This window comes from Streptomyces sp. S186 (genome assembly GCF_051603415.1).
In the GTDB taxonomy this organism is placed as follows: Bacteria; Actinomycetota; Actinomycetes; order Streptomycetales; family Streptomycetaceae; genus Streptomyces.
In genome coordinates this window covers 6596181-6618433 of record NZ_CP193932.1, presented here as the reverse complement: position 1 = coordinate 6618433, position 22253 = coordinate 6596181, and the positions used below count along the sequence as shown (strand labels likewise).

The 22253-nt window shown below is 73.2% G+C and carries 20 protein-coding genes; 9 read left to right on the top strand and 11 right to left on the bottom strand.

The genetic code is table 11. From position 1 onward, the window contains the following. Positions 1 to 21 precede the first annotated feature (21 nt). Genes ACRAS8_RS28560 through ACRAS8_RS28550 form a run of 3 tightly spaced genes read right to left on the bottom strand, consistent with a single transcriptional unit; the run spans position 22 to position 3608 of the window. Positions 22 to 822: a 3-oxoacyl-ACP reductase gene (locus ACRAS8_RS28560; RefSeq protein ID WP_438488865.1), complete on the bottom strand. Its 801-nt coding sequence runs from the start codon at positions 820 to 822 to the stop codon at positions 22 to 24. Positions 823 to 857: 35 nt separating this feature from the next. Continuing rightward, the gene (locus tag ACRAS8_RS28555; protein WP_438488864.1) at positions 858 to 2231 is read right to left on the bottom strand and encodes an aldehyde dehydrogenase family protein; all 1374 of its coding nucleotides are present in this window, start codon (positions 2229 to 2231) and stop codon (positions 858 to 860) included. 9 nt (positions 2232 to 2240) lie between these two features. Next, positions 2241 to 3608 (bottom strand): glutamine synthetase family protein, encoded by a 1368-nt coding sequence (locus tag ACRAS8_RS28550; protein WP_438488863.1) that lies wholly within the window; start codon positions 3606 to 3608, stop codon positions 2241 to 2243. Between the two features lie 73 nt (positions 3609 to 3681). Here ACRAS8_RS28550 and ACRAS8_RS28545 point away from each other — a divergent pair, with 73 nt between their 5' ends. The 3 genes from ACRAS8_RS28545 (at position 3682) to ACRAS8_RS28535 (ending at position 6857) form a co-directional block, all read left to right on the top strand. Further along, positions 3682 to 4413, top strand: coding sequence for a FadR/GntR family transcriptional regulator (locus ACRAS8_RS28545; RefSeq protein WP_438488862.1), 732 nt, complete (start codon positions 3682 to 3684; stop codon positions 4411 to 4413). 189 nt (positions 4414 to 4602) lie between these two features. Beyond that, positions 4603 to 6075, top strand: a complete 1473-nt coding sequence (gene eat, locus ACRAS8_RS28540; protein WP_438488861.1) for an ethanolamine permease — start codon at positions 4603 to 4605, stop codon at positions 6073 to 6075. A gap of 44 nt (positions 6076 to 6119) precedes the next feature. Continuing rightward, a complete protein-coding gene (locus tag ACRAS8_RS28535) occupies positions 6120 to 6857 on the top strand; it encodes a gamma-glutamyl-gamma-aminobutyrate hydrolase family protein (RefSeq protein WP_438488860.1) in 738 nt (245 codons plus the stop codon). A 50-nt stretch (positions 6858 to 6907) separates the two neighbouring features. Here ACRAS8_RS28535 and ACRAS8_RS28530 read toward each other — a convergent pair whose 3' ends face one another. Then, a complete protein-coding gene (locus tag ACRAS8_RS28530; protein WP_438488859.1) occupies positions 6908 to 7273 on the bottom strand; it encodes a hypothetical protein in 366 nt (121 codons plus the stop codon). Between the two features lie 163 nt (positions 7274 to 7436). Next, entirely contained in the window at positions 7437 to 8042 is a 606-nt protein-coding gene (locus tag ACRAS8_RS28525) for a TetR/AcrR family transcriptional regulator (protein WP_438488858.1), read from the bottom strand. 205 nt (positions 8043 to 8247) lie between these two features. Between ACRAS8_RS28525 and ACRAS8_RS28520 the strand changes: the two genes are divergently transcribed. Beyond that, positions 8248 to 9447, top strand: a complete 1200-nt coding sequence (locus ACRAS8_RS28520; protein ID WP_438488857.1) for an FAD-dependent oxidoreductase — start codon at positions 8248 to 8250, stop codon at positions 9445 to 9447. A gap of 18 nt (positions 9448 to 9465) precedes the next feature. Here ACRAS8_RS28520 and ACRAS8_RS28515 read toward each other — a convergent pair whose 3' ends face one another. Further along, positions 9466 to 10029, bottom strand: coding sequence for a helix-turn-helix domain-containing protein (locus ACRAS8_RS28515; RefSeq protein ID WP_438490625.1), 564 nt, complete (start codon positions 10027 to 10029; stop codon positions 9466 to 9468). A 146-nt stretch (positions 10030 to 10175) separates the two neighbouring features. On the opposite strand from ACRAS8_RS28515, the gene ACRAS8_RS28510 reads away from it, so the two are divergent. Together ACRAS8_RS28510 and ACRAS8_RS28505 are read left to right on the top strand one after the other, a co-directional pair. Continuing rightward, positions 10176 to 11309 (top strand): aryl-sulfate sulfotransferase, encoded by a 1134-nt coding sequence (locus ACRAS8_RS28510; RefSeq protein WP_438488856.1) that lies wholly within the window; start codon positions 10176 to 10178, stop codon positions 11307 to 11309. A gap of 36 nt (positions 11310 to 11345) precedes the next feature. Next, complete coding sequence (locus tag ACRAS8_RS28505) at positions 11346 to 12605, top strand: uracil-xanthine permease family protein (protein ID WP_438488855.1); 1260 nt, start codon at positions 11346 to 11348, stop codon at positions 12603 to 12605. A 43-nt stretch (positions 12606 to 12648) separates the two neighbouring features. Here ACRAS8_RS28505 and ACRAS8_RS28500 read toward each other — a convergent pair whose 3' ends face one another. After that, positions 12649 to 13599 (bottom strand): LysR family transcriptional regulator, encoded by a 951-nt coding sequence (locus ACRAS8_RS28500; protein WP_438488854.1) that lies wholly within the window; start codon positions 13597 to 13599, stop codon positions 12649 to 12651. A 70-nt stretch (positions 13600 to 13669) separates the two neighbouring features. Here ACRAS8_RS28500 and ACRAS8_RS28495 point away from each other — a divergent pair, with 70 nt between their 5' ends. Then, a complete protein-coding gene (locus tag ACRAS8_RS28495) occupies positions 13670 to 14806 on the top strand; it encodes a TDT family transporter (protein WP_438488853.1) in 1137 nt (378 codons plus the stop codon). A gap of 4 nt (positions 14807 to 14810) precedes the next feature. Here the strand turns inward: ACRAS8_RS28495 and ACRAS8_RS28490 are convergent, their stop codons facing one another. From ACRAS8_RS28490 to ACRAS8_RS28475, 4 genes are all read right to left on the bottom strand, one after another. Next, the gene (locus tag ACRAS8_RS28490; RefSeq protein ID WP_438488852.1) at positions 14811 to 15545 is read right to left on the bottom strand and encodes a helical backbone metal receptor; all 735 of its coding nucleotides are present in this window, start codon (positions 15543 to 15545) and stop codon (positions 14811 to 14813) included. A 169-nt stretch (positions 15546 to 15714) separates the two neighbouring features. Beyond that, the gene (locus ACRAS8_RS28485) at positions 15715 to 16134 is read right to left on the bottom strand and encodes a hypothetical protein (RefSeq protein WP_438488851.1); all 420 of its coding nucleotides are present in this window, start codon (positions 16132 to 16134) and stop codon (positions 15715 to 15717) included. Positions 16135 to 16294: 160 nt separating this feature from the next. Beyond that, positions 16295 to 18895, bottom strand: a complete 2601-nt coding sequence (locus tag ACRAS8_RS28480) for an ABC transporter permease/substrate binding protein (RefSeq protein WP_438488850.1) — start codon at positions 18893 to 18895, stop codon at positions 16295 to 16297. Continuing rightward, the gene (locus ACRAS8_RS28475) at positions 18888 to 20087 is read right to left on the bottom strand and encodes a quaternary amine ABC transporter ATP-binding protein (RefSeq protein ID WP_438488849.1); all 1200 of its coding nucleotides are present in this window, start codon (positions 20085 to 20087) and stop codon (positions 18888 to 18890) included. Before ACRAS8_RS28475 ends, ACRAS8_RS28480 begins: the two co-directional genes overlap by 8 nt. A gap of 247 nt (positions 20088 to 20334) precedes the next feature. Here ACRAS8_RS28475 and ACRAS8_RS28470 point away from each other — a divergent pair, with 247 nt between their 5' ends. After that, positions 20335 to 21249 carry a 5'-3' exonuclease gene (locus tag ACRAS8_RS28470; RefSeq protein ID WP_438490624.1) on the top strand — a complete coding sequence of 305 codons (915 nt, stop codon included), beginning with the start codon at positions 20335 to 20337 and terminating at the stop codon, positions 21247 to 21249. 39 nt (positions 21250 to 21288) lie between these two features. Next, positions 21289 to 22179, top strand: coding sequence for a siderophore-interacting protein (locus tag ACRAS8_RS28465; RefSeq protein WP_438488848.1), 891 nt, complete (start codon positions 21289 to 21291; stop codon positions 22177 to 22179). The last annotated feature ends 74 nt before the right edge of the window (positions 22180 to 22253 follow it).

The following is a 22253-nucleotide window of genomic DNA, read 5'->3' as shown; positions in this document are numbered from 1 at the left end:
GTCATGGACCTTATCGGGGGGTTAGAGCGGAGTGACGTAGGCCCCCGCGATACCGCCGTCCACGAGGAACTCGGCGGCGTTGACGAAGGAGGAGTCGTCGCTGGCGAGGAAGGCGACCGCGGCGGCGATCTCCTCGGGCTCGGCGAACCGGCCGACCGGGACGTGCACCAGGCGGCGCGCGGCGCGCTCGGGGTCCTTGGCGAACAGCTCCTTCAGCAGCGGGGTGTTGACCGGGCCCGGGCAGAGCGCGTTGACGCGGATGCCCTCGCGGGCGAACTGCACGCCCAGTTCGCGGGACATCGCCAGCACGCCGCCCTTGGAGGCGGTGTAGCTGATCTGCGAGGTGGCGGCGCCCATCACGGCCACGAAGGACGCGGTGTTGATGATGGAGCCGCCGCGCCCGGTCTCGGCGAACTGGCGCTGCATGTAGGGCAGGGCGTGCTTGCAGCAGAGGTAGACCGAGGTGAGGTTGACCTCCTGGACGCGCTTCCAGGCGTCCAGGCCGGTGGTGAGGATGGAGTCGTCGTCGGGCGGCGAGATGCCGGCGTTGTTGAAGGTGACGTCCACCGAGCCGTAGGTGTCGTAGGCGGTCTTGTAGAGCGCCTCGACCTGCTCGGAGTCGGTGACGTCGACCTGGACGAAAGCGCCGCCGACCTCTTCGGCGGCGGCCTTGCCGGCCTTCTCGTCGATGTCGGCGCAGACGACGTTCGCGCCTTCGGAGGCCAGCCGGCGGGCGGTGGCCAGGCCGATGCCGCTGCCGGCTCCGGTGATCACGGCGGTACGGCCGACGAGGCGGCGGCACACGGCGGTCTGGTCGGTCACTTGCTCTCCTCGGTGCTGGTTGGTGCGGTGCGGGGTCACGAGCCGGCCGGCTCGGTGCTGATGAAGATGTTCTTGGTCTCGGTGAAGGCGGCCAGCGCGTCCGGTCCGAGTTCGCGGCCGAGTCCGGAGTGCTTGAAGCCGCCGAACGGGGTCCAGTAGCGCACCGCGCTGTGGGAGTTGACGGAGAGGTTGCCGGCCGCGACGGCCCGCGAGACGCGCAGCGCCCGGCCCACGTCCCGGGTCCACAGGGAGCCGGCGAGGCCGTAGTCGGTGGCGTTGGCGAGCCGGATCGCGTCGGCCTCGTCGTCGAAGGGGAGGACCACCGCGACCGGGCCGAAGATCTCCTCGACGGCGGTGCGGTCCTCGGGGCGGCCCTCCAGGACGGTGGCCGGGTACCAGAAGCCCTTGCCGGACGGGGCCTCGCCGCGGATGGCGGCCGGGGCGTCCTCGGGGACGTAGGAGCGGACCCGGTCGCGCTGGGCGGCCGAGATCAGCGGGCCCATCTTGGTGGCGGGATCGGCCGGGTCGCCGGCGGTGAACGCCTTGACGGCGGGCTCCAGCAGCTCCAGGAACCGGTCGTAGACGCTCCGCTGGACGAGGATGCGGCTGCGGGCGCAGCAGTCCTGGCCGGTGTTGTCCAGGAAGGAGCCGGGGGCGGCGGCCGCGGCGGCCTCGATGTCGGCGTCGGCGAAGACGATGTTGGGGCTCTTGCCGCCGAGTTCGAGGGTGAGCCGCTTGGTCTGCGCGGCACACCGGGCGGCGATCTGCCGGCCGGTGGCGGTGGAGCCGGTGAAGACGACCTTGGCGACGCCGGGGTGGTCCACGAGCGCGCTGCCGGTGACCGGGCCCTCGCCGGGCAGGACCTGGAAGAGGCCCTCGGGGAGCCCGGCCTCCAGGGCGAGTTCGGCGAGCCGGAGCGCGGTGAGCGGGGTGGTCTCGGCGGGCTTGAGGAGGACGGCGTTGCCGGCGGCGAGGGCCGGGGCGGTGCCCCATGCCGCGATCGGCATGGGGAAGTTCCAGGGGGCGATGACGGCGACCACGCCGAGCGGTTCCTGGACGGTGAGGTTCAGCCCGCCGGGCACCGGGATCTGGCGGCCGGTCAGGCGCTCCACTCCCCCGGCGGCGTAGTGCAGCAGGTCGCGGACGTTGCCCGCCTCCCAGCGGGCGTTGCCCAACGGGTGGCCGGCCTCGCGCAGTTCCAGTTCGGCGAGCGGCTCGATCGCCGCGTCGACGACGTCGGCGAAGCGGCGCAGCAGCCGGGCCCGGTCGCCGGGGGCCACCGCGGCCCAGGTCTCCTGGGCGGTTGCGGCCCGGCGGACCGCCGCGTCGACCTGGTCGGGGGAGGTGGTGGGGACGGTGGCCACCACCTCCTCGGTCGCCGGGTTGAGGATGGTCAGCTCTTGCAGCACGGGCGTTCCTTACATGCGCTCGAAGGAGCGGAACCGCTCCCAGTCCGTGACGGCGGCGTCGTAGGCGTCCTGTTCGACGCGGGCCATGTGGCGGTAGTGGTCGACGACCTCGTCGCCGAAGGCGGCGCGGGCGATCGGGCTGCGCTCCCACAGCTCGGCGGCCTCGCGGAGGGTGGTGGGGACGTGCGCGGCATCGCCCGTGTAGGCGTTGCCGGTGGTGGCGTCGGGGAGTTCGAGCTCGTGCTCTATGCCGTACAGGCCGGCCGCGACCATGCCGGCGACCGCGAGGTAGGGGTTCACATCGCCGCCGGGCAGGCGGTTCTCCAGGCGGTGGGAGTGGCCGTGGCCGACGACCCGCAGGGCGCAGGTGCGGTTGTCCGGGCCCCAGGCGACGGCGGTGGGCGCGAAGGAGCCGGGGCGGAACCGCTTGTAGGAGTTGATGTTGGGGGCGTAGAGCAGCGTGAAGTCGCGCATCGCGGCGAGCTGTCCGGCGAGGAAGTGCCGCATGGTCCGCGACATGCCGTAGGGGTCGCTGTCGTCGGCCAGCACCGGCCGGCCCTGCTCGTCCTGGAGCGAGAGGTGGATGTGACAGGAGTTGCCCTCGCGCTCGTCGTACTTCGCCATGAAGGTGAGCGCCATGCCCTCCTGGGCGGCGATCTCCTTGGCGCCGGTCTTGTAGATGCTGTGCTGGTCGCAGGTGGTGAGCGCCTCGTCGTAGACGAACACGATCTCGTGCTGGCCGAGGTTGCACTCGCCCTTGGCGGACTCGACGGTCATGCCGGCCGCGCCCATCTCGTTGCGGATCCGGCGCAGGACGGGCTCGACCCGGCCGGTGCCCAGGACGGAGTAGTCGCCGTTCCACTGGTTGGCCGGGGTCATCTGGCGGTAGCCGCGCGACCAGGCGTCCTCGTAGGAGTCCTTGAAGAGCATGAACTCCAGCTCGGTGCCGGCGTACGCGGTCCAGCCGTGCTCGGCCAGCCGGTCGAGCTGGCGGCGGAGGATCTGCCGGGGCGAGGCGGCGACCGCGGAGCCGTCGTGCCAGGCGAGGTCGGCGGTGATCAGGGCGGTGCCGGGGTTCCAGGGGGTGCGGCGGAGGGTGGCGGGGTCGCCGTGCATGGCGAAGTCGCCGTAGCCGCGCTCCCAGGAGGACATCGCATAGCCGTCGACGGTGTTGAGGTCGACGTCGACCGCGAGGAGGTAGTTGCAGCCCTCCGTGCCGTGTTCGAGAACGGTGTCGAGGAAGTAGCGGGCGGCGAACCGCTTGCCCTGGAGCCTGCCTTGCATATCGGTGAAGGCGAGGACGACAGTGTCGATCTCCCCGTTGTCGACGAGGGCGGTGAGCTCCTCGACGGAGAGCGGGGGCCTGCGGTCTGCCACGGTGGTGCCTCCTGTCGCTGCATCCGGAGGTCATAAGGTATGCACACGAACCATTGATTGGGAAGGGGTTGCGATGGACGGTGCGGCCGACCGGCTGGCGCCGGTGCTGCGGCCGGTCCGGGCGGGCAACGGCTTCGAGGAGGCTCTGGAACAGATACTCCAGATCGTCCGGCTCGGACTGGTGCCGCAGGGCGAACGGCTGCCCGCCGAGCGGGAGTTGGCGGAACGGCTGCAGATCAGCCGGGTCACCCTGCGCGAGGTGCTCAAGGTCCTCCAGGACGAGGGCCTGGTGGAGAGCCGGCGCGGCCGCTACGGCGGCACCTTCGTACGGGCCCGCACCGAGAGCCCCGACGAGTCCGAGCTGCGCCGCCGGGTGGACCGGACCGACGTGGAGGACATCCTCCGCTTCCGTGAGGTGCTGGAGGTCGGCGCGGCCGGGCTGTGCGCCGCCCACGGACTGTCGGACGAGCAGGCCGGGCGGCTGCGCGCGGCACTGGCCGCGACCCAGGACGCGCCGCTGGCCGACTACCGCCGGCGCGACACACTGCTCCACCTGACCCTGGCCGAGCTGTCCGGATCGGCGTCGCTGGCCGCCCAGTACGCCGCCGTCCGGGCCCGTGTCAACGAGCTGCTGGACTGCATCCCGCTGCTGGTGCGCAACCTGGAGCACTCGCAGAACCAGCACGCCGCGCTGGTGGAGGCGGTGCTGGAGGGCGACGCGGACGGGGCCCGCGAGGTGATGCGGGAGCACTGCTGCGGCACCGCGGCGCTGCTGCGCGGCTTCCTGGCCGCCCCGGCCGTGTAGCGGCGCGCGGGCCGGCCGGCTGCCGCCGGGCGCCTGCCCCGCACGTCCCGCGCCGCCCGCTCTGCACCGTTGCGTAACCAGTGTTTTACACCGGCGTTTTGCGCCCAGGTCTTGCGCTGAGCCACCCGGACAGCAAAGGTATGCGGCTAAACCTTTACTCCGGTTGTCCCCGCAAGGCAGGAGCGGCACATGGCCGACAGCACCGATGCGCAGACCGCGGCGACCGCCGCCTCCCCCGGTGGCGGCTCGCCGGACGGCGACGCCTATCTGGAGCGCCGGACGCTGCGCCGCGGCAGCGCCGGCCCGCTGCTGCTGACCGGCCTCGGGGTGGCCTATGTCGTCTCCGGCGACTTCTCGGGCTGGAACAACGGGCTGGCGCAGGGCGGCTTCGGCGGTCTGGCGATCGCCGCGGTCCTGATGGGCCTGATGTACACCTGCCTGGTCTTCGCGCTCGCCGAACTGGCCTCGATCCTGCCCACCGCGGGCGGCGGCTACGGCTTCGCCCGGCGGGCGCTGGGCACCTGGGGCGGCTTCCTCACCGGCACCGCGATCCTGATCGAGTACGTGCTGGCACCGGCCGCGATCTCGATCTTCATCGGCGACTACGTCGAGTCGCTGGGACTGTTCGGACTGCATTCCGGCTGGCCCGTCTACCTCGCCTGTTTCGTGCTCTTCATCGGCATCCATCTGTGGGGCGTGGGCGAGGCGCTGCGGTTCAGCCTGATCGTCACCGCGATCGCGGTCGCCGCGCTGCTGGTCTTCGCGGTCGCCGCGCTCACCGACTTCCACGTGGACGCGCTCAACGACATACCCGTCAAGTCCGGGGCGTTCGGGGCGAGTTCATGGCTGCCGTTCGGGGTGCTGGGCATCTGGGCGGCGTTCCCGTTCGGGATGTGGTTCTTCCTAGGCGTGGAGGGCGTCCCGCTGGCGGCCGAGGAGACCAAGGACCCGGCCCGCTCGCTGCCCCGCGCGATGGCCGCGGCGATGGGCATCCTGCTGCTGCTCGCGCTGATCACCTTCGCCGCGGCGACCGGGGCGCGCGGCTCGGCCGCGATTCAGTCCGCCGGCGATCCGCTGGTGCAGGCGCTCCAGCCGCACGGCACACCGACCACGGCCGGCCGGATCGTCAACTACGCCGGGCTGGCCGGGCTGGTGGCGTCCTTCTTCTCCCTGATCTTCGCCGGGTCCCGGCAGCTGTTCGCGCTCTCCCGGGCCGGCTATCTGCCCCGCTTCCTCTCCCTGACCAGCCGCCGCAAGGCGCCCTACCTCGGCCTGCTGGTCCCCGGCGCGCTGGGCTTCGCGCTCGCCGCCGCCACCGGCGACGGCGCCCGCATGCTGAACATCGCGGTCTTCGGGGCCACCATCTCCTATGCGCTGATGGCCCTTTCGCACCTCGTGCTGCGCCGCCGGGAGCCCGGTCTGCACCGCCCGTACCGCACGCCGGGCGGCATGCTGACCTCCGCCGTCGCCTTCGTCCTGGCATGCTCGGCGCTGGTGGCGACGTTCCTGGTCGACAAGGAGGCCGCGTTCATCGCGCTCGGCGTCTACGGGGTCGCCCTGGCCTACTTCGCCTTCTACTCCCGTCACCGGCTGGTGGCCGCGGCGCCCGAGGAGGAGTTCGCGGCGCTGGCCGCCGCCGAGGCCGAACTCGCACGCGACTGACCACCGGACCGCACCGCACCGCACTCCACGGAGGACCCCACCCGATGTCCCAGCCGCAACCGCCCCAACCGCCCCTCATCGGCATCAGCACCTACCAGGAAGAGGCCCGCTGGGGGGTGTGGACGCTGCCCGCCGCGCTGCTGCCGGCCGGCTATCCGCGCCTGGTGCGGCGCTCGGGCGGGCTGGCGGCGCTGCTGCCGCCCGGTGACCCGGAGACCGCCGCGGCGACCGTCGCCCGGCTCGACGGGCTGGTGATCGCCGGCGGCGCCGACATCGCCCCGGCCCGCTACGGGGCGGAGCCGCACCCCCGCACCGGCCCGCCCGCGCTCGACCGGGACGCCTGGGAACTGGCCCTGATCGAGGCGGCGTTGACGGCCGGGGTGCCGCTGCTGGGCATCTGCCGGGGGCTGCAGCTGCTGAACGTGGCGCTCGGCGGGACCCTCGTCCAGCACCTGGACGGGCACTCCGGGCCGCCCGGGGTCTTCGCCCGGCACGAGATCAAGCCGGTGCCCGGCACCCTGCTGGGCACGGCGCTGCCGGAGCCGGTGGCCGTACCGACCTACCACCACCAGGCCGTGGACCGGCTCGGCCGCGGGCTGGTGGCCTCGGCCTACGCGGAGGACGGCACCGTCGAAGCGGTGGAGCTCCCGGACGCGGCCGCCTTCACGCTGGCGGTCCAGTGGCACCCGGAGGCCGGCGACGACACCCGCGTCATGGACGCCCTGGTGACCGCGGCCCGCACGACGGCCCCGGCCCCGCCTGCTCCGTCAGCGGCTCCCTAGGCCCTGCCGTTGAACTCCCCCGAGGCAGGCGGGAGTTCGACGACCAGACCCTAGGCGCGGTTCACCGTGCAGCCGCGGGGTATCCAGCCGCGGATGCCGCGGTAGGTGATCTCCGACCAGGCGTTGTCCTTGACGCCGCAGAGGTTGTAGGACTCGCCGGAGGTGGTCGGGGTGCTGGTGCGGCAGGCCAACGAGCCCTTGGGGAACAGCCCGAGCGCGGTGGCGTTCACCTTCCGGGCGTTGCGGATCTTGACGCTCTCCTTGGCCTCGGCGTAGACGCAGGTGGCGGGCGCGGCGACCGGCGCGACGGCCGCCGGGCGGGCGGGCGCGGGCGCGGCGGCGGCCGTCCCGCCGGCCACGGCGGTGCCGAGCGCGGCCGCACAGGCGAGGGCGGGAACGACGGTCTTCAGCCTCATCGGGCATCCCCCTGTTGTCGGGTGACGGCACGTCAGCCGCCACCACGGCCGTCACAGCGGCCGTGATCAACCTTTTCGCACACAGTAGCGTGCGCCACTGACAACGCCCGCGGCACGTGGCGCCCTCCCCGCAGCCACAGCCACAGCCGGCCGCGATCCGCCGTCATCCGTCCCGGCCGGGGCCCTCCGCCGCCCGCGCCAGCGGGGTGCCGGCCCAGCCGTTCTCCAGCAGCGCGAACAGCTCGCGCATCATCCGGGCCGGGTCGTCGGCGGCACCGGCGAGACCGGGCGCGTCCAGCGCGAAGCGTGCCAGGCCGGTGACGGCGGGGGCGTCCGGGGCCAGCCCGGTGGCCTCGGCGAGGGCGGCGGCCAGCGCCTTCTCGTGGCGCGACCACATCCGCCGGGCGTACTCGCGCAGCGCCGGCGTGCCGGCGACGAGGCGGGGCATGGGGTCGTCGGCCCGCACCGTGGTGCGGGTGCGCACCAGGTGATCGCGGAGCGCGTGCAGCGGCGACTGGTCCGGGGCCCGGTCGCGCACCGCGGCGACCAGGGCGCCCTCCAGATCCGCGTCGAGATCGAAGACCAGGGCTTCCTTGCTGGGGAAGTGCTTGAAGAGCGTGCTCAGCGAGACATCGGCCGCCTCCGCCACCTCGCGCACCCCGACCTCGTCGAAGCCGCGCTCGGTGAACAACCGCAGCGCGGCGTCCGCCAGTGCCTGCCTCGTCCGGGCCTTCTTGCGCGCGCGGCGCCCGATCGTCGTCTCGTCCATGCCCCCACTCTACCCACTGAGGCGATTCGATCGAAAAATTGAGTGGATAGAAAATCGGAGCAGTTGTACTTTGGGGTGCCGCGCTTCCCCTGGACGGGCGAGCCGCCCGGCATTCCCCTGCCGGAAGCCGGCCGCGTTCGCCCTGCCCACCTCCACAGATGTCCACCTCCAGAGACGCCCACCTCCACAGAGCGGAGCCCGACCCATGTCCACCACCCCTCGTATCGCGATCGTCGGCGCCGGCCCCGGCGGCCTGTTGTGCGCCCGCGTCCTCCAGCGGCACGGCGTGCCGGTCACCGTCTTCGAGCGGGAGCCCGACCCCAACTCCCGCGCACAGGGCGGCACCCTCGACATCCACGAGGAAACCGGTCAGGTCGCACTGCGCGCGGCCGGCCTCTTCGACGCGTTCCTCGCGCTGTCCCGCCCGGAGGGCCAGGAGTGGCGCCTGTACGACCGCCACGCGTCCCTGGTACGCCACGACCGGGCCGCCGAGGGCGAGTTGAGCCGGCCCGAGATCGACCGCGGCCTGCTGCGCACCCTCCTGCTGGGCTCCCTCGCCCCCGGCACGGTCCGCTGGGGCCTCCCCGTGGAGACGGTCACCCCGCTGCCCGGCGGCGGCGCCCGGCTGCACCAACCAGGCGGCGCTGCCGAGGAGTTCGACCTGGTCGTCGGTGCCGACGGCGCCTGGTCCCGGGTGCGCCCGGCGCTCTCCGACGCCCGGCCGCACTTCACCGGCGTGACCATGGTGGAGACCCACTTCGACGACGTCGACCGTCGCCACCCCGGCATCGCCCGGCTCGTCGGCGCCGGCACCATGTCGGCCAAGGCCGGCCACCGCAGTCTGGTGCTCCAGCGCAACAGCGGCGGACACGTCCGCGCCTACGCCGTCTTCCGCGGCCCCGAGGACTGGCACGCCGGTCTCGACCTCGCCGACACCGACGGCGTCCGCGCCCGCCTGCTGGCTCAGTACGAGGGCTGGCACGAGAGCCTGCGGGGCATCCTGCGCGACGGCGAGGGCGGTTTCACCAACCGGCCGCTGTACGTCCTGCCCGTACCCCACACCTGGGACCGCGTCCCCGGCATCACCCTGCTCGGCGACGCCGCCCACCTGATGCCGCCGGTCGGTGTCGGCGCCAACCTCGCCCTGCTCGACGGCGCCGAGCTCGCCCGGGCGGTCGTCGACCACCCCACGATCGACGCGGCCCTCGACGCCTACGAGAGCGTCATGCTGCCCCGCTCCGTCGACGAGGCCAAGGAGGCGGGGCAGTTGCTGGCCACCCTCAGCCCCGAAGCCGACTCCGACGAGGCCGTCTTCCCGGACCCCTTCTGGACGGACGACACAGGCACGAACGACACAGGCGCGGACGAAACGGGCGCCGACGCGCCGCCCGCGCACGGCGGCTGAGCCGGTCCGCCCGGCGCCTCAGCCCCGGAAGTCGTCCGCCACGCCCACCAGCAGCACCCGGCTGTCCGGAGCCAGCGCGCGCCAGCGGTGGGTGACCCCGCCGGAGCAGTAGAGGGTGTCGCCCGGCCCGAGTTCGTAGCGTCGGCCGTCCGCCTCGGCCTCCACCGCGCCCGCCACGACATACATCAACTCGTCGTGCGGGTGCCGGAATTCCCGCCGCCAGTCGTGCCGGCCGGTGAACTCCAGGGCGTGCAGCTGCTGGTGGCCGCGGACCAGCGGGCGCACCCGGCCGGTCTCGCCGTCCTCGGGGACCGCCGCCGAACCGGCGCGCACCACATCGACGGTGCGCGGCCCGTCGGCGGCGGCCAGCAGCCGGACCGCGGTGGTCTCCAGGGCGTCGGCGATGAGCTGGAGCGAGCGCATGCTGGGGCGGGCCCGGTCGTTCTCGACCTGGCTGAGGAAGGGGGCGGACAGCCCTGTCGCGCGGGCGAGTTCGGCCAGCGTCAGCTCGCGCGCGCGACGCCGCCGGCGCACCGCCACCCCCACCCGCGGCACCTCCGCCGCTGCCCCGTTCCCGCCCATCCCCCGCTCCTCCCCCACGCCCTCGCGCATCCGCGGACTCCTTATCGCGCCGTTCACAGCACGGCAACAGACTGCCCCTAGCGTCTACGCCGTTAGATCCCATCAAACAAAGTTTGACGAGACGCAGTTCGACGGGGGAATGCGGCATGACCTCCGGCCCGACCACAGTCGATCAAAACACACGCCGACGCCGCGGCACCGGCCTGATCGCGCTCGACGCCGACGCCGCCCAGGACGGCTACACGCTCTACGCCCCGCTCACCGGTGGCGGCCAGGTCCTGCTGATCGACCTGCACGGCACCGTCGTCCACCGCTGGCGGCTGCCGCACCGCCCCGGCCGGCACGCCCGCATTCTCCCCAACGGCAACCTCGCCTACAACGCCACCCTCCCGGACCAGCCCGCGCTCTTCCCCATGTGGCACAAGTACCGCGGCGGGCTGATGCAGCAGATCGCCCCCGACGGCACGGTGCTGCGGTCCTTCACCGATCCGCTCCAGCACCACGACGCCCACCACCACGGCGACGGGCGGATCCTCTACTCCGCGCTGGAGCCGCTGACCGGCGAACGGGCCGCGGCGGTCCGCGGCGGCGTCCCCGGCTCCGAGCCCCACGGCACCGTCCACGCCGACACCCTGCGCGAAGTCGACGCGGACGGGCGGCTGTTGTGGTCCTGGCGCGCCGCCGACCACCTCGATCCGGACGCCTACGCGCTGCATCCCGCCTACTCCCGCGAGCACTGGCCGCTGATCAACTCCGTGCAGCCGCTGGCTGACGGCAACATCCTGGCCGGCCTGCGCAGCACCTCGGCGGTGATCGTCATCAGCCGGGCGACCGGCGAGGTCCTGTGGCGGACCGAACCCGGGCTGGTCGCCCAGCAGCACCACCCCACCGAACTGCCCGGCGGCAACCTCCTGATCTTCGACAACGGCGTCTTCCGGCCCGGCTGCGACGTCCCCTACTCCCGCGTCATCGAGGTGGAACGGGCCACCGGCACGATCGTCTGGGAGTACCACGACCCGGCCCGGGAGGCGTTCTTCGCCCCCTTCATGGGCAGCGCCCAGCGCCTGCCCAACGGCAACACCCTGATCACCGACTCCCCCGCCGGCCGGCTCTTCGAGGTCACCGCCGAGGGCCGGGTCTGCTGGGAGTACGTCGTCCCGGAGTTCGGCGCGTATCGGGAGCCGGAGGTCGGCGAGCTGTTCACCGGTCAGCACAACGCGGTCTTCCGCGCCTACCGCTACGCCGCCGGGGAACTCCCCTGGCTGACGCGGCAGGGTTGAGCGATGGCCGCCCGCAAGCCGTCAAGGAGCAGGGAAGTGCCCCCGTCCCGGCTGCTGCCGCTCGCCGCCCAGCACGTCCTGGCGATGATCGCCGCCCCGGTCTCCACCGTCTTCCTGGTGGCCGACGGGCTGCGCCTGCCGCCCGACCGCACCGCCGCCCTGCTGGGCGCCACCCTGGTGCTGTGCGGAGCCGGGGCGCTGCTCCAGTCCTTCGGGGTGCTGCGGATCGGCGCCCGGCTGCCGTTCATGATGCTGCCCGGCGGCGCCGCGGCCGCGATCTTCCTTCAGATCGCCCGTGCGCACGGCGCGGCCACCGCCTCCGGCGCGGTGCTGCTCGCGGCCGCGCTGCTGCTGGCCGTGCTGCCGGTGTACGGGCGCATCGTGCGGTTCTTCCCACCCCTGGTGATGGGCACGACGGTACTGGTCATCGGCATCGACATGGTCGCCGCGACGGCCCCGATGGCGGCCGCCGGCAGCGCTCCGGCGCTGGTCACCGTCGCCGCCACGGCGCTGGGCCTCCTGCTGCTGCGCGGGGTCTGGCGGCAGCTGTCGGTCCTGCTGGGCCTGGCGGTGGGCACCGCTGCCGCGGCGCTGGCCGGCGCCCCGTTCCGCGCCGTACCGGGCGACGGGGTCCTGGCCCTCCCCCGCCTCCTCCCCTACGGCACACCGCACTTCGACCTGCTCGCCGCGCTCCCGCTGCTGGTCTTCGCGCTCGCCTCGCTCGCCGAGGCGACCGGTCAGACGGTGCTGACCAGCGAGGCGGTGGGCCGAACCCCGCAACCGTCCCGCGACGTACCGCGCACCGTCCGCGCGGACGCGGTGGCCTCACTCGCCGCCGGGCTGTTCGGCGGCACGACCATGGTGACCAGCGCGGAGAACATCGGCATCGTCCGCCTCACCGGCGTACGCAGCCGCCTGGTGACCGCGGCGGCCGGGGCGCTGCTGATGGCCTGCGGGCTGCTGGCCCCGGTCGCCCGGCTGGTGGCGGCGCTCCCGGTGCCGGTCGTCGGCGGAGCCGCCCTGGTGCTCTACGCGGTGATCGCCGCCATGGGCGTCGACATGCTGCGCCGCACCGACCTCGCCGACCGCGCCGCCTCCACCGTCGTCGCCCTCGCCCTCCTCGCCGGCCTGCTCCCGGTCCTGACCCCGCGGCTCTACGCGCCCCTGCCCGGCTGGGCGCACGCCCTCCTCGGCAGCGGCGTACCGGCCGCCGCCCTGACCGCCGCCGTGCTCTCGGCGCTCTTCCACCGCCTGGACGCGAACCGCCGGACGCCGGCCCCGGTCGGCACGCACTGACACCCCCCGACGGCAGCACCCCCGCAGCCCGGCACCTGCCGCATCAGGCCGTACGCCGCGTCAACCCCAGCAGATCCCGGGCCGGACCCGCCGGACGATGGCCGGCCGGCCACACCGCGCGCAGCTCACGGCCCAGCCGCAGCCCGCGCAACGGCACCTCCACCAGCCGGCGGGCGGTCAGCTCCTCGCGGACCGCCAGCTCGCTCAGCACCGTCGGGGCCGCCTCGCTGACCACCGCGGACTTCACCGCGGTGGTGGAGGCGAGCTCCAGCAGCGGCTCGGCCAGCCCGCCGGCGCCGGCCAGCGCCGCGTCCAGCACCTGCCGGGTGCCCGAACCGCGCTCCCGCAGGATCAACGGGGTCGCCGCCAGCTCGGCGGGGGTCAGCTCGGTGCGCCGCCGGGCCCAGGGATGGGACGGGGCGGCCACCACGATCAGCCGGTCGTGCCCGATCACCGCCCCGTCCAGCCCCTCCGGGACGTCCAGCCCCTCCACGAAGCCGAGGTCCGCCTCGCCCGCCAGCAGCCGCGTGGCGACCGCCTGGGTGTTGCCCGCCAGCAGCGACACGGCCGTCCCCGGGCGCTGGGCGCGCAGCGCGATCAGCCAGCCCGGCAGCAGGTACTCGGCGATGGTCATGCTGGCCGCGACCCGCAGCCGGGAATCCCGCCGCCCGCGCAGCGCCTGGGCGCCCGCGTCGAACTCCTCGGCGGCCTCCACCACCCGGCGCGCCCAGTCGGTGACCAGCACCCCGGCGTCGGTGAGCCGGGAGCCGCGCGGCGACCGCTCGATCAGCGCCACCCCCAGCTGCTGCTCCATCGCCCGGATCCGGCTGCTGGCGGCGGGCTGGGTGATGCCCTGCGCCCGGGCGGCCCGGCCCAGGCTGCCGAGCCGGGCGACGGCCAGCAGCAGCTGCATCGCCCCGAGGTCCGGCACCCGGTGGTGCAGCGGCCCGGCCTCCGCCGGCTCCGGCCGCCGCCCATAAGTCTCCGCGCTCATAAACCCACCTTATGTGGCCATAGAAACAAGATCCCTGGCGGGCACGCCGGGCCCGGGCGACGCTGAAGCCATGACAACGCTCGCCCCCACACCCTCCGTCCGTCCCGCCACCAGCGGCGACACCCCCGGCACCGGTCCCGCGGTCCGTCACCTCGGCCCGAACTGGTACGCCTCCGTGATGGGCACCGCGATCGTCGCCAACGCCGGCGCGGTGCTGCCGCTCACCGCCCCCGGCCTCCGCACCGCATACCTGGCGGTGTGGGCCCTGTCCGCGCTGATGCTGCTCACCCTGCTGGCCGCCCGCACCGTCCACTGGGTCCGCCACCACGACCAGGCCCGCCGCCATCTGCTCGACCCCGCCGTCGCCCCGTTCTACGGGTGCCTGTCGATGGCGCTGCTCGCGGTCGGCGGCGGCACCCTCGCGGTCGGCCGGGACCTGCTCGGCGAGCCCGCCGCAGTCGCCACCGACGCCGTGCTGTGGACCGCCGGAACGCTGGTCGGCCTGGCCGCCGCCGTGGGTGTCCCGTATCTGATGGTGGCCCGGCACCGCATCACCGAGGGCAGCGCCTCGCCGGTGTGGCTGCTGCCCGTGGTCGCCCCGATGGTCTCGGCGGCGCTCGGCCCCGCCCTGATACCGCACCTGCCGGCCGGCCAGCCGCGCGAGGCCATGCTCCTGGCCTGCTACGCGCTGTTCGGGATGTCGCTGCTGGCGACCCTGGCCATCGTGCCGATGGTGCTCAGCCGGCTGTTCCACCACGGGCCGCTGCCGCTCGCCCTCACCCCGACCCTCTTCCTCGTCCTCGGCCCGCTCGGCCAGTCCACCACCGCCGTGAACAACCTCGCCGACGCCGCCCCCGGCCTCGTCGCCCCCGCGTACGCACACGCCATGAGCGCCTTCGCGGTGCTCTACGGGGTCCCCGTCCTGGGCTTCGCCCTGCTGTGGCTGGCACTGGCCGCGGCCCTGGTGGTACGCGCCGTCCGGCACGGCATGGGCTTCGCGATGACCTGGTGGGCCTTCACCTTCCCGGTCGGCACCTGCGTCACCGGCGCCGCGACCCTGACCCGGCACACCGGCCTGCCCGCCTTCGGCTGGCTCGCGCTCGCGCTGTACGCGTTCCTCGTGACGGCCGTCGCGGTGGCCGGCACCCGCACCGCCCACGGACTGCTGCGCGGCACCCTGCTGTCCCCGCCCCGCCCGCCGGCGTAGCGACTCACGGCCGGAGCAGCGCCGCCCCGTCCAGCGCCGCCCCCAGCGCCCCCGGTGCTTCCAGCAACGAGGGCCCGTACCACGTCAGATGGCGCCCGCTGACCAACGCGGCGGGCAACCCCGGAAACGCCTCGGGCCCATCCTCCGCCGTGAAGCGGTACGGCTCATCGGGCAGCACAACCACATCCGCGGCAACGGCATTGAGTTCCTCCACCGAGACCCGCGGATACCGCTCCCCATGACCGGCATAGACATTCCGCACCCCCAGCCGGGCCAGCACGTCCCCCGCGAAGGTGTCCCGCCCCAGCACCATCCAGGGCCGCCGCCACACCGGCACCACCGCGACCCGCTCCGGCGCCCGCACCGGCAGCGCCCGCCAGACCTCCTCCGCCGCGTCCAACCACCCCGGCCGGGCCACCCCGCAGCCCTCCACCAGCACCCGCTCCAGCTCCCGGAACGCCTGCTCCACACTCCGCACCTCGGTCACCATGACCTCCAGCCCGGCCCCCCGCAGCGCCGCAAGATCCTGCGCCCGGTTCTCCTCCTCGTTGGCCACCACCAGATCCGGCCGCAGCCCGACGATCCGCCCGACATCGGGATTCTTCGTCCCCCCGACCCGCACCACCTCCAGCCCCACCGGCCGACTGCACCAGTCCGTCGCCCCGACCAACACCCCCGGCGCACTCACCCCCACCGCCTCACTCAACGACGGCACCAACGACACCACCCGCAACACCATTCCCCAACCCTCCCACCATCGTTGAAACAACCCGCACCGCCCCACCCACACCATCCCCCAACCACCGAAATCCACCCCCCAACGGGAGGTGCCGGGCCTGCGCAGCGGACAACATGCGCCGAAGGCGCAAAGACAGAACCCGCACGGCGGGAAAGCCGAACACGTGGGACTATCCCCGCCGGCAAAGGCGATACGCCCCAACCGCCACCGCCAACAACGCCAACCCCCCAACCACCTGCGCCACCCCCACCCCCTCCGCACGCCCCTCCGTCACCGTGACGGAGGCAACGTGCCGGGCCCCGCCGCGTCCGCACTCGATGGTCACCCGGTAGCGGCCCGGCGCCGCCCGCTCACCGACCCGGACCTCCGCCGCCATCCCCCGGGCCCCCGGCCGCAGCGCCACCGCCCCGAACAGCTCCGAGGCCGCGGTCGCCTCCCGGGCCGGCCCGCACCGCCCGCCGTCGCTGATGCTGACCCGCTGGCCGGCCACCACCGGATCCGGCACGGTCCCGGCCCGGGCGGCGGGCGCGGCCGCGCCGAGCGCGAGCAGGCCGAGCAGCACGGCGGCGACGGGGCGGGCAGGCTGCACGATCGGCTCCCGGGCCGGCCGCGGCCGCTCCGGCCGCCGGGGACGGACACCGGCCCAGGGCGAGCGAACCACCGCCAGGACCCCGGGTCCAGGCAGGCGCACCCGCTCGGGTGGCCCGCACCGGGCGGCCGCCGGCCCGGGCCCGGGCCGGAAACGCCGGCTATTTCACCGGCGCCATCTTGTCCACGATGCCCGGGTGGTCGCCGATCCACTTCTCGACGCCCTTGTCCTCATTGCCCTTTCCGGCGTCCTGGATGTCCTTCTCCAGGCTGCCGAGCTCGTCGGGGGACATCTTCCAGTTCTTCAGCCAGCCGTGGAACTCCGGGAACTTCTCCGGGAAGCTCTTGTTGCCGAGCGTCTTGATCTGGTTGTTGGCGCCCCAGGTGCCCTTGGGGTCCGCGAGCTTGGTGAGCTGGTACTTGCTGTACGCCCAGTGCGGCGACCACAGGACAACCGCGATCGGCTCCCGCTTGTGGTACGCCCGGTCCAGCTCGGCGAGCATCGCGCTGGTGCCGGCCGAGGTGACCTGGAAGTCCGTCAGGCCGTAGGCGGGCAGGACGGTGCTCTTCAGGCGCTGCATCTCACCGGTGCCCGGCTCGATGCCGACGATCCTGCCCTTGAACTCGTCCTTGTGGGCCCGCAGATCGTCCATGGACCTGACGTCCTTGACGTACGACGGGACGGCGATCTCCAGCGAGGTCCTGTCGTACCAGGCGCCGACATCCACCAGATCATTCCGGTACTGGTCCCAGTACTGCTTCTGGGCGACCGGCAGCCAACCGTCGGTCTCCACGTCGATCTGGCCGGTGGACAGGCCGGTCCACATCGGTCCGATGTCGAGGTTGCGCAGGCTGGGGTGGTAGCCGCGCTTCTCCAGGACGTTCTTCCACAGGTAGGCGGTGGCGATGCCCTCGTCCCAGGCCGGGTAGCCGATGTTGGGAGCCTTGCCGGCGTCCGCGCCCTTGGCATACGTGGCGTGCGCGGACGGGGCGGCCTTCTCGACGAGACCGGGGTTCTTCTTCAGCCAGCTGCGCACGCCGTCCTGCTCATGGCCCTCACCGGCCGACTTGATGGCGTTCTCCAGGCTGGTGAGCTGCTTCTCGTCCAGGTGGAAGTTCTTCATCCACCGGGCGACCTCGGGCATGTCCTTGCTGAAGCCCTTGCGGCCCAGCATGTGCAGGCCGTCGCCGGAACCGAAGGCGCCCTTGGGGTCCTTGAGCTTGGTGAGCCGGTACTTGTCGTACGCCCAGTGCGGGGACCACAGGGTGACCGCGATCGGCTTCTTCTGGTGGATCGCACGGTCCAGCTCGCTCAGCATGGAGGCGGTGCTGGACTCCTGCACCTGGTAGTCGCCGGTCAGGCCGTACTCCGGCAGCACCTTGTCCTTGAGGATCTTCATCTCGCCGGCGCCCGGCTCGATACCGGTGATCCGGCCGCCGAACTCGGCGCTCTTCCCCTTGAGATCGTCCAGCGTGTGGACGTCCTTGACGTACGACGGAACGGCGATCTCCAGGGAGGTCTTGTCGTACCAGGTGCCGAGGTCCTCCAGCTGGTCCTTGTACTTCTGCCAGTACTCGGCGTGGGTGACCGGCAGCCAGGCGTTGGTCTGGACGTCGATGTCGCCGCGGGCCTGCCCGGCGAAGAGCGGACCGGCCTCCAGGGCCTGGACCTTGGGCTTGTAGCCGCGCTCCTCCAGGATCTCCTTCCAGAGGTAGGTGGTGGCCTTGCCCTCGTCCCAGTTGACGTAGCCCAGGGTGATCGGCTTGCCGTTGCCACCGCCGGCGCCGCTGCCGCCGTTGTCCAGGAAGCGCATCCCGCCGGCCAGCAGCGCCAGGACGACGACGCCGACCATGGCCACCGAGGTCGCAGGACGCCAGTGCAGGAACTTCCAACGGCCCAGCGCCGCCTGCGCCTTGGCCAGCGCCCGCCGGCCGAGCGGCGAGACCCGCTGGTTGAGCGCGCCGGTCATCCGGTCCAGGTACATGGCGAGGATGACCACCGCGAGGCCGGCCTCGGCGCCCAGGGCGACGTTGACCGAACTGATGGCGTTGTAGACGGACGCGCCGAGGCCGCCGCCGCCGACCATGCCGGCGATCACGACCATGGACAGCGCGAGCATGATGACCTGGTTGACACCGGCCATGATCGTGGGCAGCGCCAGCGGCAGCTGGACCCGCAGCAGGGTGCGCCGCGGGTGGGTGCCGAACGCCTCGGCCGCCTCGACCAGTTCCTCGTCCACCTGCCGGATGCCCAGCTCGGTCATCCGCACCGCGGGCGGCATGGAGAAGACGATGGTGGCGACGATGCCGGGGACGACTCCGAGGCCGAAGAAGAGGATGCCGGGGATGAGGTAGACCATCGCCGGCATGGTCTGCATCAGGTCCAGGACCGGGCGCAGGATGCCGCCGACGATCCGGCTGCGGGCCGCCCAGATGCCCAGCGGCACCGCGACCACGACGGTGATCAGGCAGGCCACCAGCACCAGCGAGAGCGACTCGATGGTCGGGCTCCACTGCTGGACGGAGTCGATCAGTGCGAAGCCGAGGAAGGTGAGCACCGCGGCCGGCAGCCCGCGCAGCCACCAGGCGAGCACCGCCAGGATGCCCGCCAGGAGCAGCGGTTCGGGGGCCGCGAGGACGGTGTGGATGGCGTTGTACAGGCCGTTCAGGACGGTGGTGACGAGGTGGAACAGCCAGTCGAGGTTGTCCCGCAGCCAGTTGACGGCGTCGTTCGCCCAGCTGCCTATCTGGATCCTAGGCATCGGCGGCCACCGTCCCCTCGGTCCGACCATGGGGCGCGGCGTCAGCCGCTCCGGTGGAGCCGGTGCTTGCACCGGAGGATGCCGGGCCCGACTGGGCCGGCACCGCGGCGGCCTGCGCCTCCGGCCGGCCCGGTTCGCCCAGGACGGCCAGCAGCCGCTCCGCGGTGACCGCGCCGGCCAGTTCGCCGCGCTCGTCGGTGACCGCGACCGGCACGGAGCTGGCCGAACAGGCGCCGAACAGGTCGGCGAGCGGAGTGTCCACGCCGACGGTGGCGGGCGCGGCGGCCCGGAACTCGGCGGCGGTGCTGAGCTTCGCCCCGTCCGGGGCGGTCATCCCGAGCACCGTGCCGACCTCGGCCATCACCGCACCGGCCGTCAGCACCCGGCTGCGGTCGACGTCCTGGATGAAGGAGGCGACGTAGTCGTTGGCGGGCCGCACGAGGATGTCCTCGGCGCTGCCGGTCTGGACGATCCGGCCGTCGCGCATCACCGCGATCCGGTCGCCCAGCCGCATCGCCTCGTTGAGGTCGTGGGTGATGAAGACGATGGTCTTCTTCAGCGTCTTCTGCAGCTCCAGCAGCTGGTCCTGCATGTCGCGGCGGATCAGCGGGTCGAGCGCGCTGAACGACTCGTCCATCAGCAGCAGATCGGCGTCGGTGGCCAGTGCGCGGGCCAGGCCGACCCGCTGCTGCATACCGCCGGAGAGCTCGTCCGGCCAGGACTTCTCCCAGCCCTTGAGGCCGGCGAGCTCCAGCGCCTCGGTCGCGCGCCGCTCCCGCTCGGCGCGCGGCACGCCCTGGACCTCCAGGCCGTAGGCGGCGTTCTCCAGCACGCTGCGGTGCGGGAAGAGCGCGAAGTGCTGGAAGACCATGGAGATCTTCCGGGAGCGGACGGCGCGCAGCTCCTTGTCGCTGAGCGAGGTGAGGTCCTGGCCGTCGAAGCGGACGGTGCCCGAGGTCGGCTCCAGCAGCCCGTTCAGCATGCGCAGCAGCGTGGACTTGCCGGATCCGGACAGACCCATGACGACGAAGATCTGGCCCTCGCCCACCTCGATGGAGGCGTCGATCACCGCGGCGGTGGTGCCTTCGGCCCGCAGTTCGTCCCGGCTCGCGCCGGACTGGAGTCGGTGGACGGCGTCCTCGGGTCGTCTGCCGAACACCTTGAAGAGGTGCTCGGCTTGCAGCCTGGACACATATACCTCTCTTGTCGCACGAGAAACGACCTGCCACCTCCCGCGGGGTCTGACCGATGGGCCGGCAGGTCGTGGCGCGGGACGAGTTCGGCCCGTCTTCACCGGCTGCCGGTCGAACTGCCCAGCCGGGTCCGCACCGCCTGCGCGCCTGCCCGGGTTCATCAGGCTCAAACCGATCGGTGATTCACCTCACAATCCAGGCACGTTTGGGGCATACGGCATCATGCGGGGTGTGACTCGACGCCTGATGCTCCTCGACACCGCCTCCCTCTACTTCCGCGCCTACTTCGGGGTACCGGAATCGGTCAGGGCTCCGGACGGCACCCCGGTGAACGCGGTGCGCGGCCTGCTGGACTTCATCGCCCGGCTCGTCCAGGACCACCACCCCGACGACCTCGTCGCCTGTATGGACTTCGACTGGCGCCCTCAGTGGCGGGTCGACCTGATCCCCTCCTACAAGGCGCACCGGGTCGCCGAGGAGGCCCCCGCCGGGTCCCCCGAGCCCGACGAGGAGGAGATCCCGGACACCCTGTCCCCGCAGGTCCCGGTGATCGAGGAGGTGCTCGACGCGCTGGGCATCGCCCGGATCGGCGCCGCGGGCTACGAGGCCGACGACGTCATCGGCACGCTGACCGCGCGGGCCGAGGGGCCGGTCGACATCGTCACCGGCGACCGCGACCTCTTCCAGCTCGTCGACGACGCCCGCGGCATCCGCGTGCTCTATCCGCTCAAGGGCGTCGGCACCCTCCAGCTCACCGACGGGGCGCTGCTGCGCGAGAAGTACGGCGTGGACGGCCCGGGTTACGCGGATCTGGCGCTGCTGCGCGGCGACCCCAGCGACGGCCTGCCGGGCGTCCCGGGCATCGGCGAGAAGACCGCCGCGAAGCTGCTGGCCACCTACGGCGACCTGGCCGGCATCATGGCCGCCGCCCAGGACCCGGCCTCCGGGATCACCCCGGCGCAGCGCAGGCGGATCGTCGAGGCGGGGCCCTATCTGGCCGTCGCCCCGAAGGTCGTCCGGGTGGCGGCCGACGTGCCGGTCCCGGACGCCGACCTCGCCCTGCCGGACGAGCCGGCCGACCCGGAGCGACTGGAGGCGCTGGCCGCCCGGTGGGGCCTGGGTGGCGCGTTGCAGCGGTTGCTGATCGCCCTCGCCCGATGACCTGTTAGGTTAGGTATACCTAAGCGGCGGCGTGGGTCCATGGAGCACGCCGCCCTCCACCGCGTCAGGGGAGACACCGTGGCAGCAGAGCGACCGGCCCGCAGCACGCCCACACTGCACCGCGCGCAGGTGCGGCGCACCGAGCGGCTCACCCCGCACATGATGCGCGTCGTCCTGGGCGGCGACGGACTGGCCGCGTTCGACTCCGGCGCGTACACCGACCACTACGTCAAGCTGGTCTTCCCGCTGCCGCACATCAGCTACCCCGAGCCGTTCGACATGGGCCGCATCCGCGCCGAGCTGCCGCGCGACCAGTGGCCCCGGACCCGCACCTACACCGTGCGCGCCTGGGACCCGCGGGCGCGCGAGCTGACCGTGGACTTCGTCGTGCACGGCGACACCGGGCTGGCCGGCCCGTGGGCGCTGGCCGCGCGGCCGGGCGACGAGATCATGTTCCTCGGCCCCGGCGGCGCCTACGCCCCGGACCCGACGGCCGACTGGCACCTGCTCGCCGGCGACGAGAGCGCCCTGCCGGCCATCGCCGCGACCCTGGAACGGATGCCGGCGGACGCCACGGTGCACGCCTGCATCGAGGTCGCCGGCCCCGAGGAGCGGCAGGAACTGACCGCGCCGCCCGGCGCGGAGATCACCTGGCTGTACCGCGGCACCGCCCCGGTCGGCCGCCAACTGGTCGCCGCCGTACGGGCGTTGGACTTCCCCGCGGGCCGCGTGCACGCCTTCGTCCACGGCGAGGCGGGCTTCGTCAAGGAGCTGCGCCGGCTGCTCCGGGTCGAGCACGCTGTCCCCCGCGAGGCGCTGTCGATCTCCGGCTACTGGCGCACCGGTCACGACGAGGACGGCTGGCAGGCCGGCAAGCGCGCCTGGAACCAGCAGGTCGAGGCCGAACAGGAGCCCGCGGCGGCCGCCTGACCCACCGGGGCCGCCTCGCCTCCGTAACGGCTCTACTGGCCGCTCCCCCACGGCCGTTGACGCCGGTCGCGCCC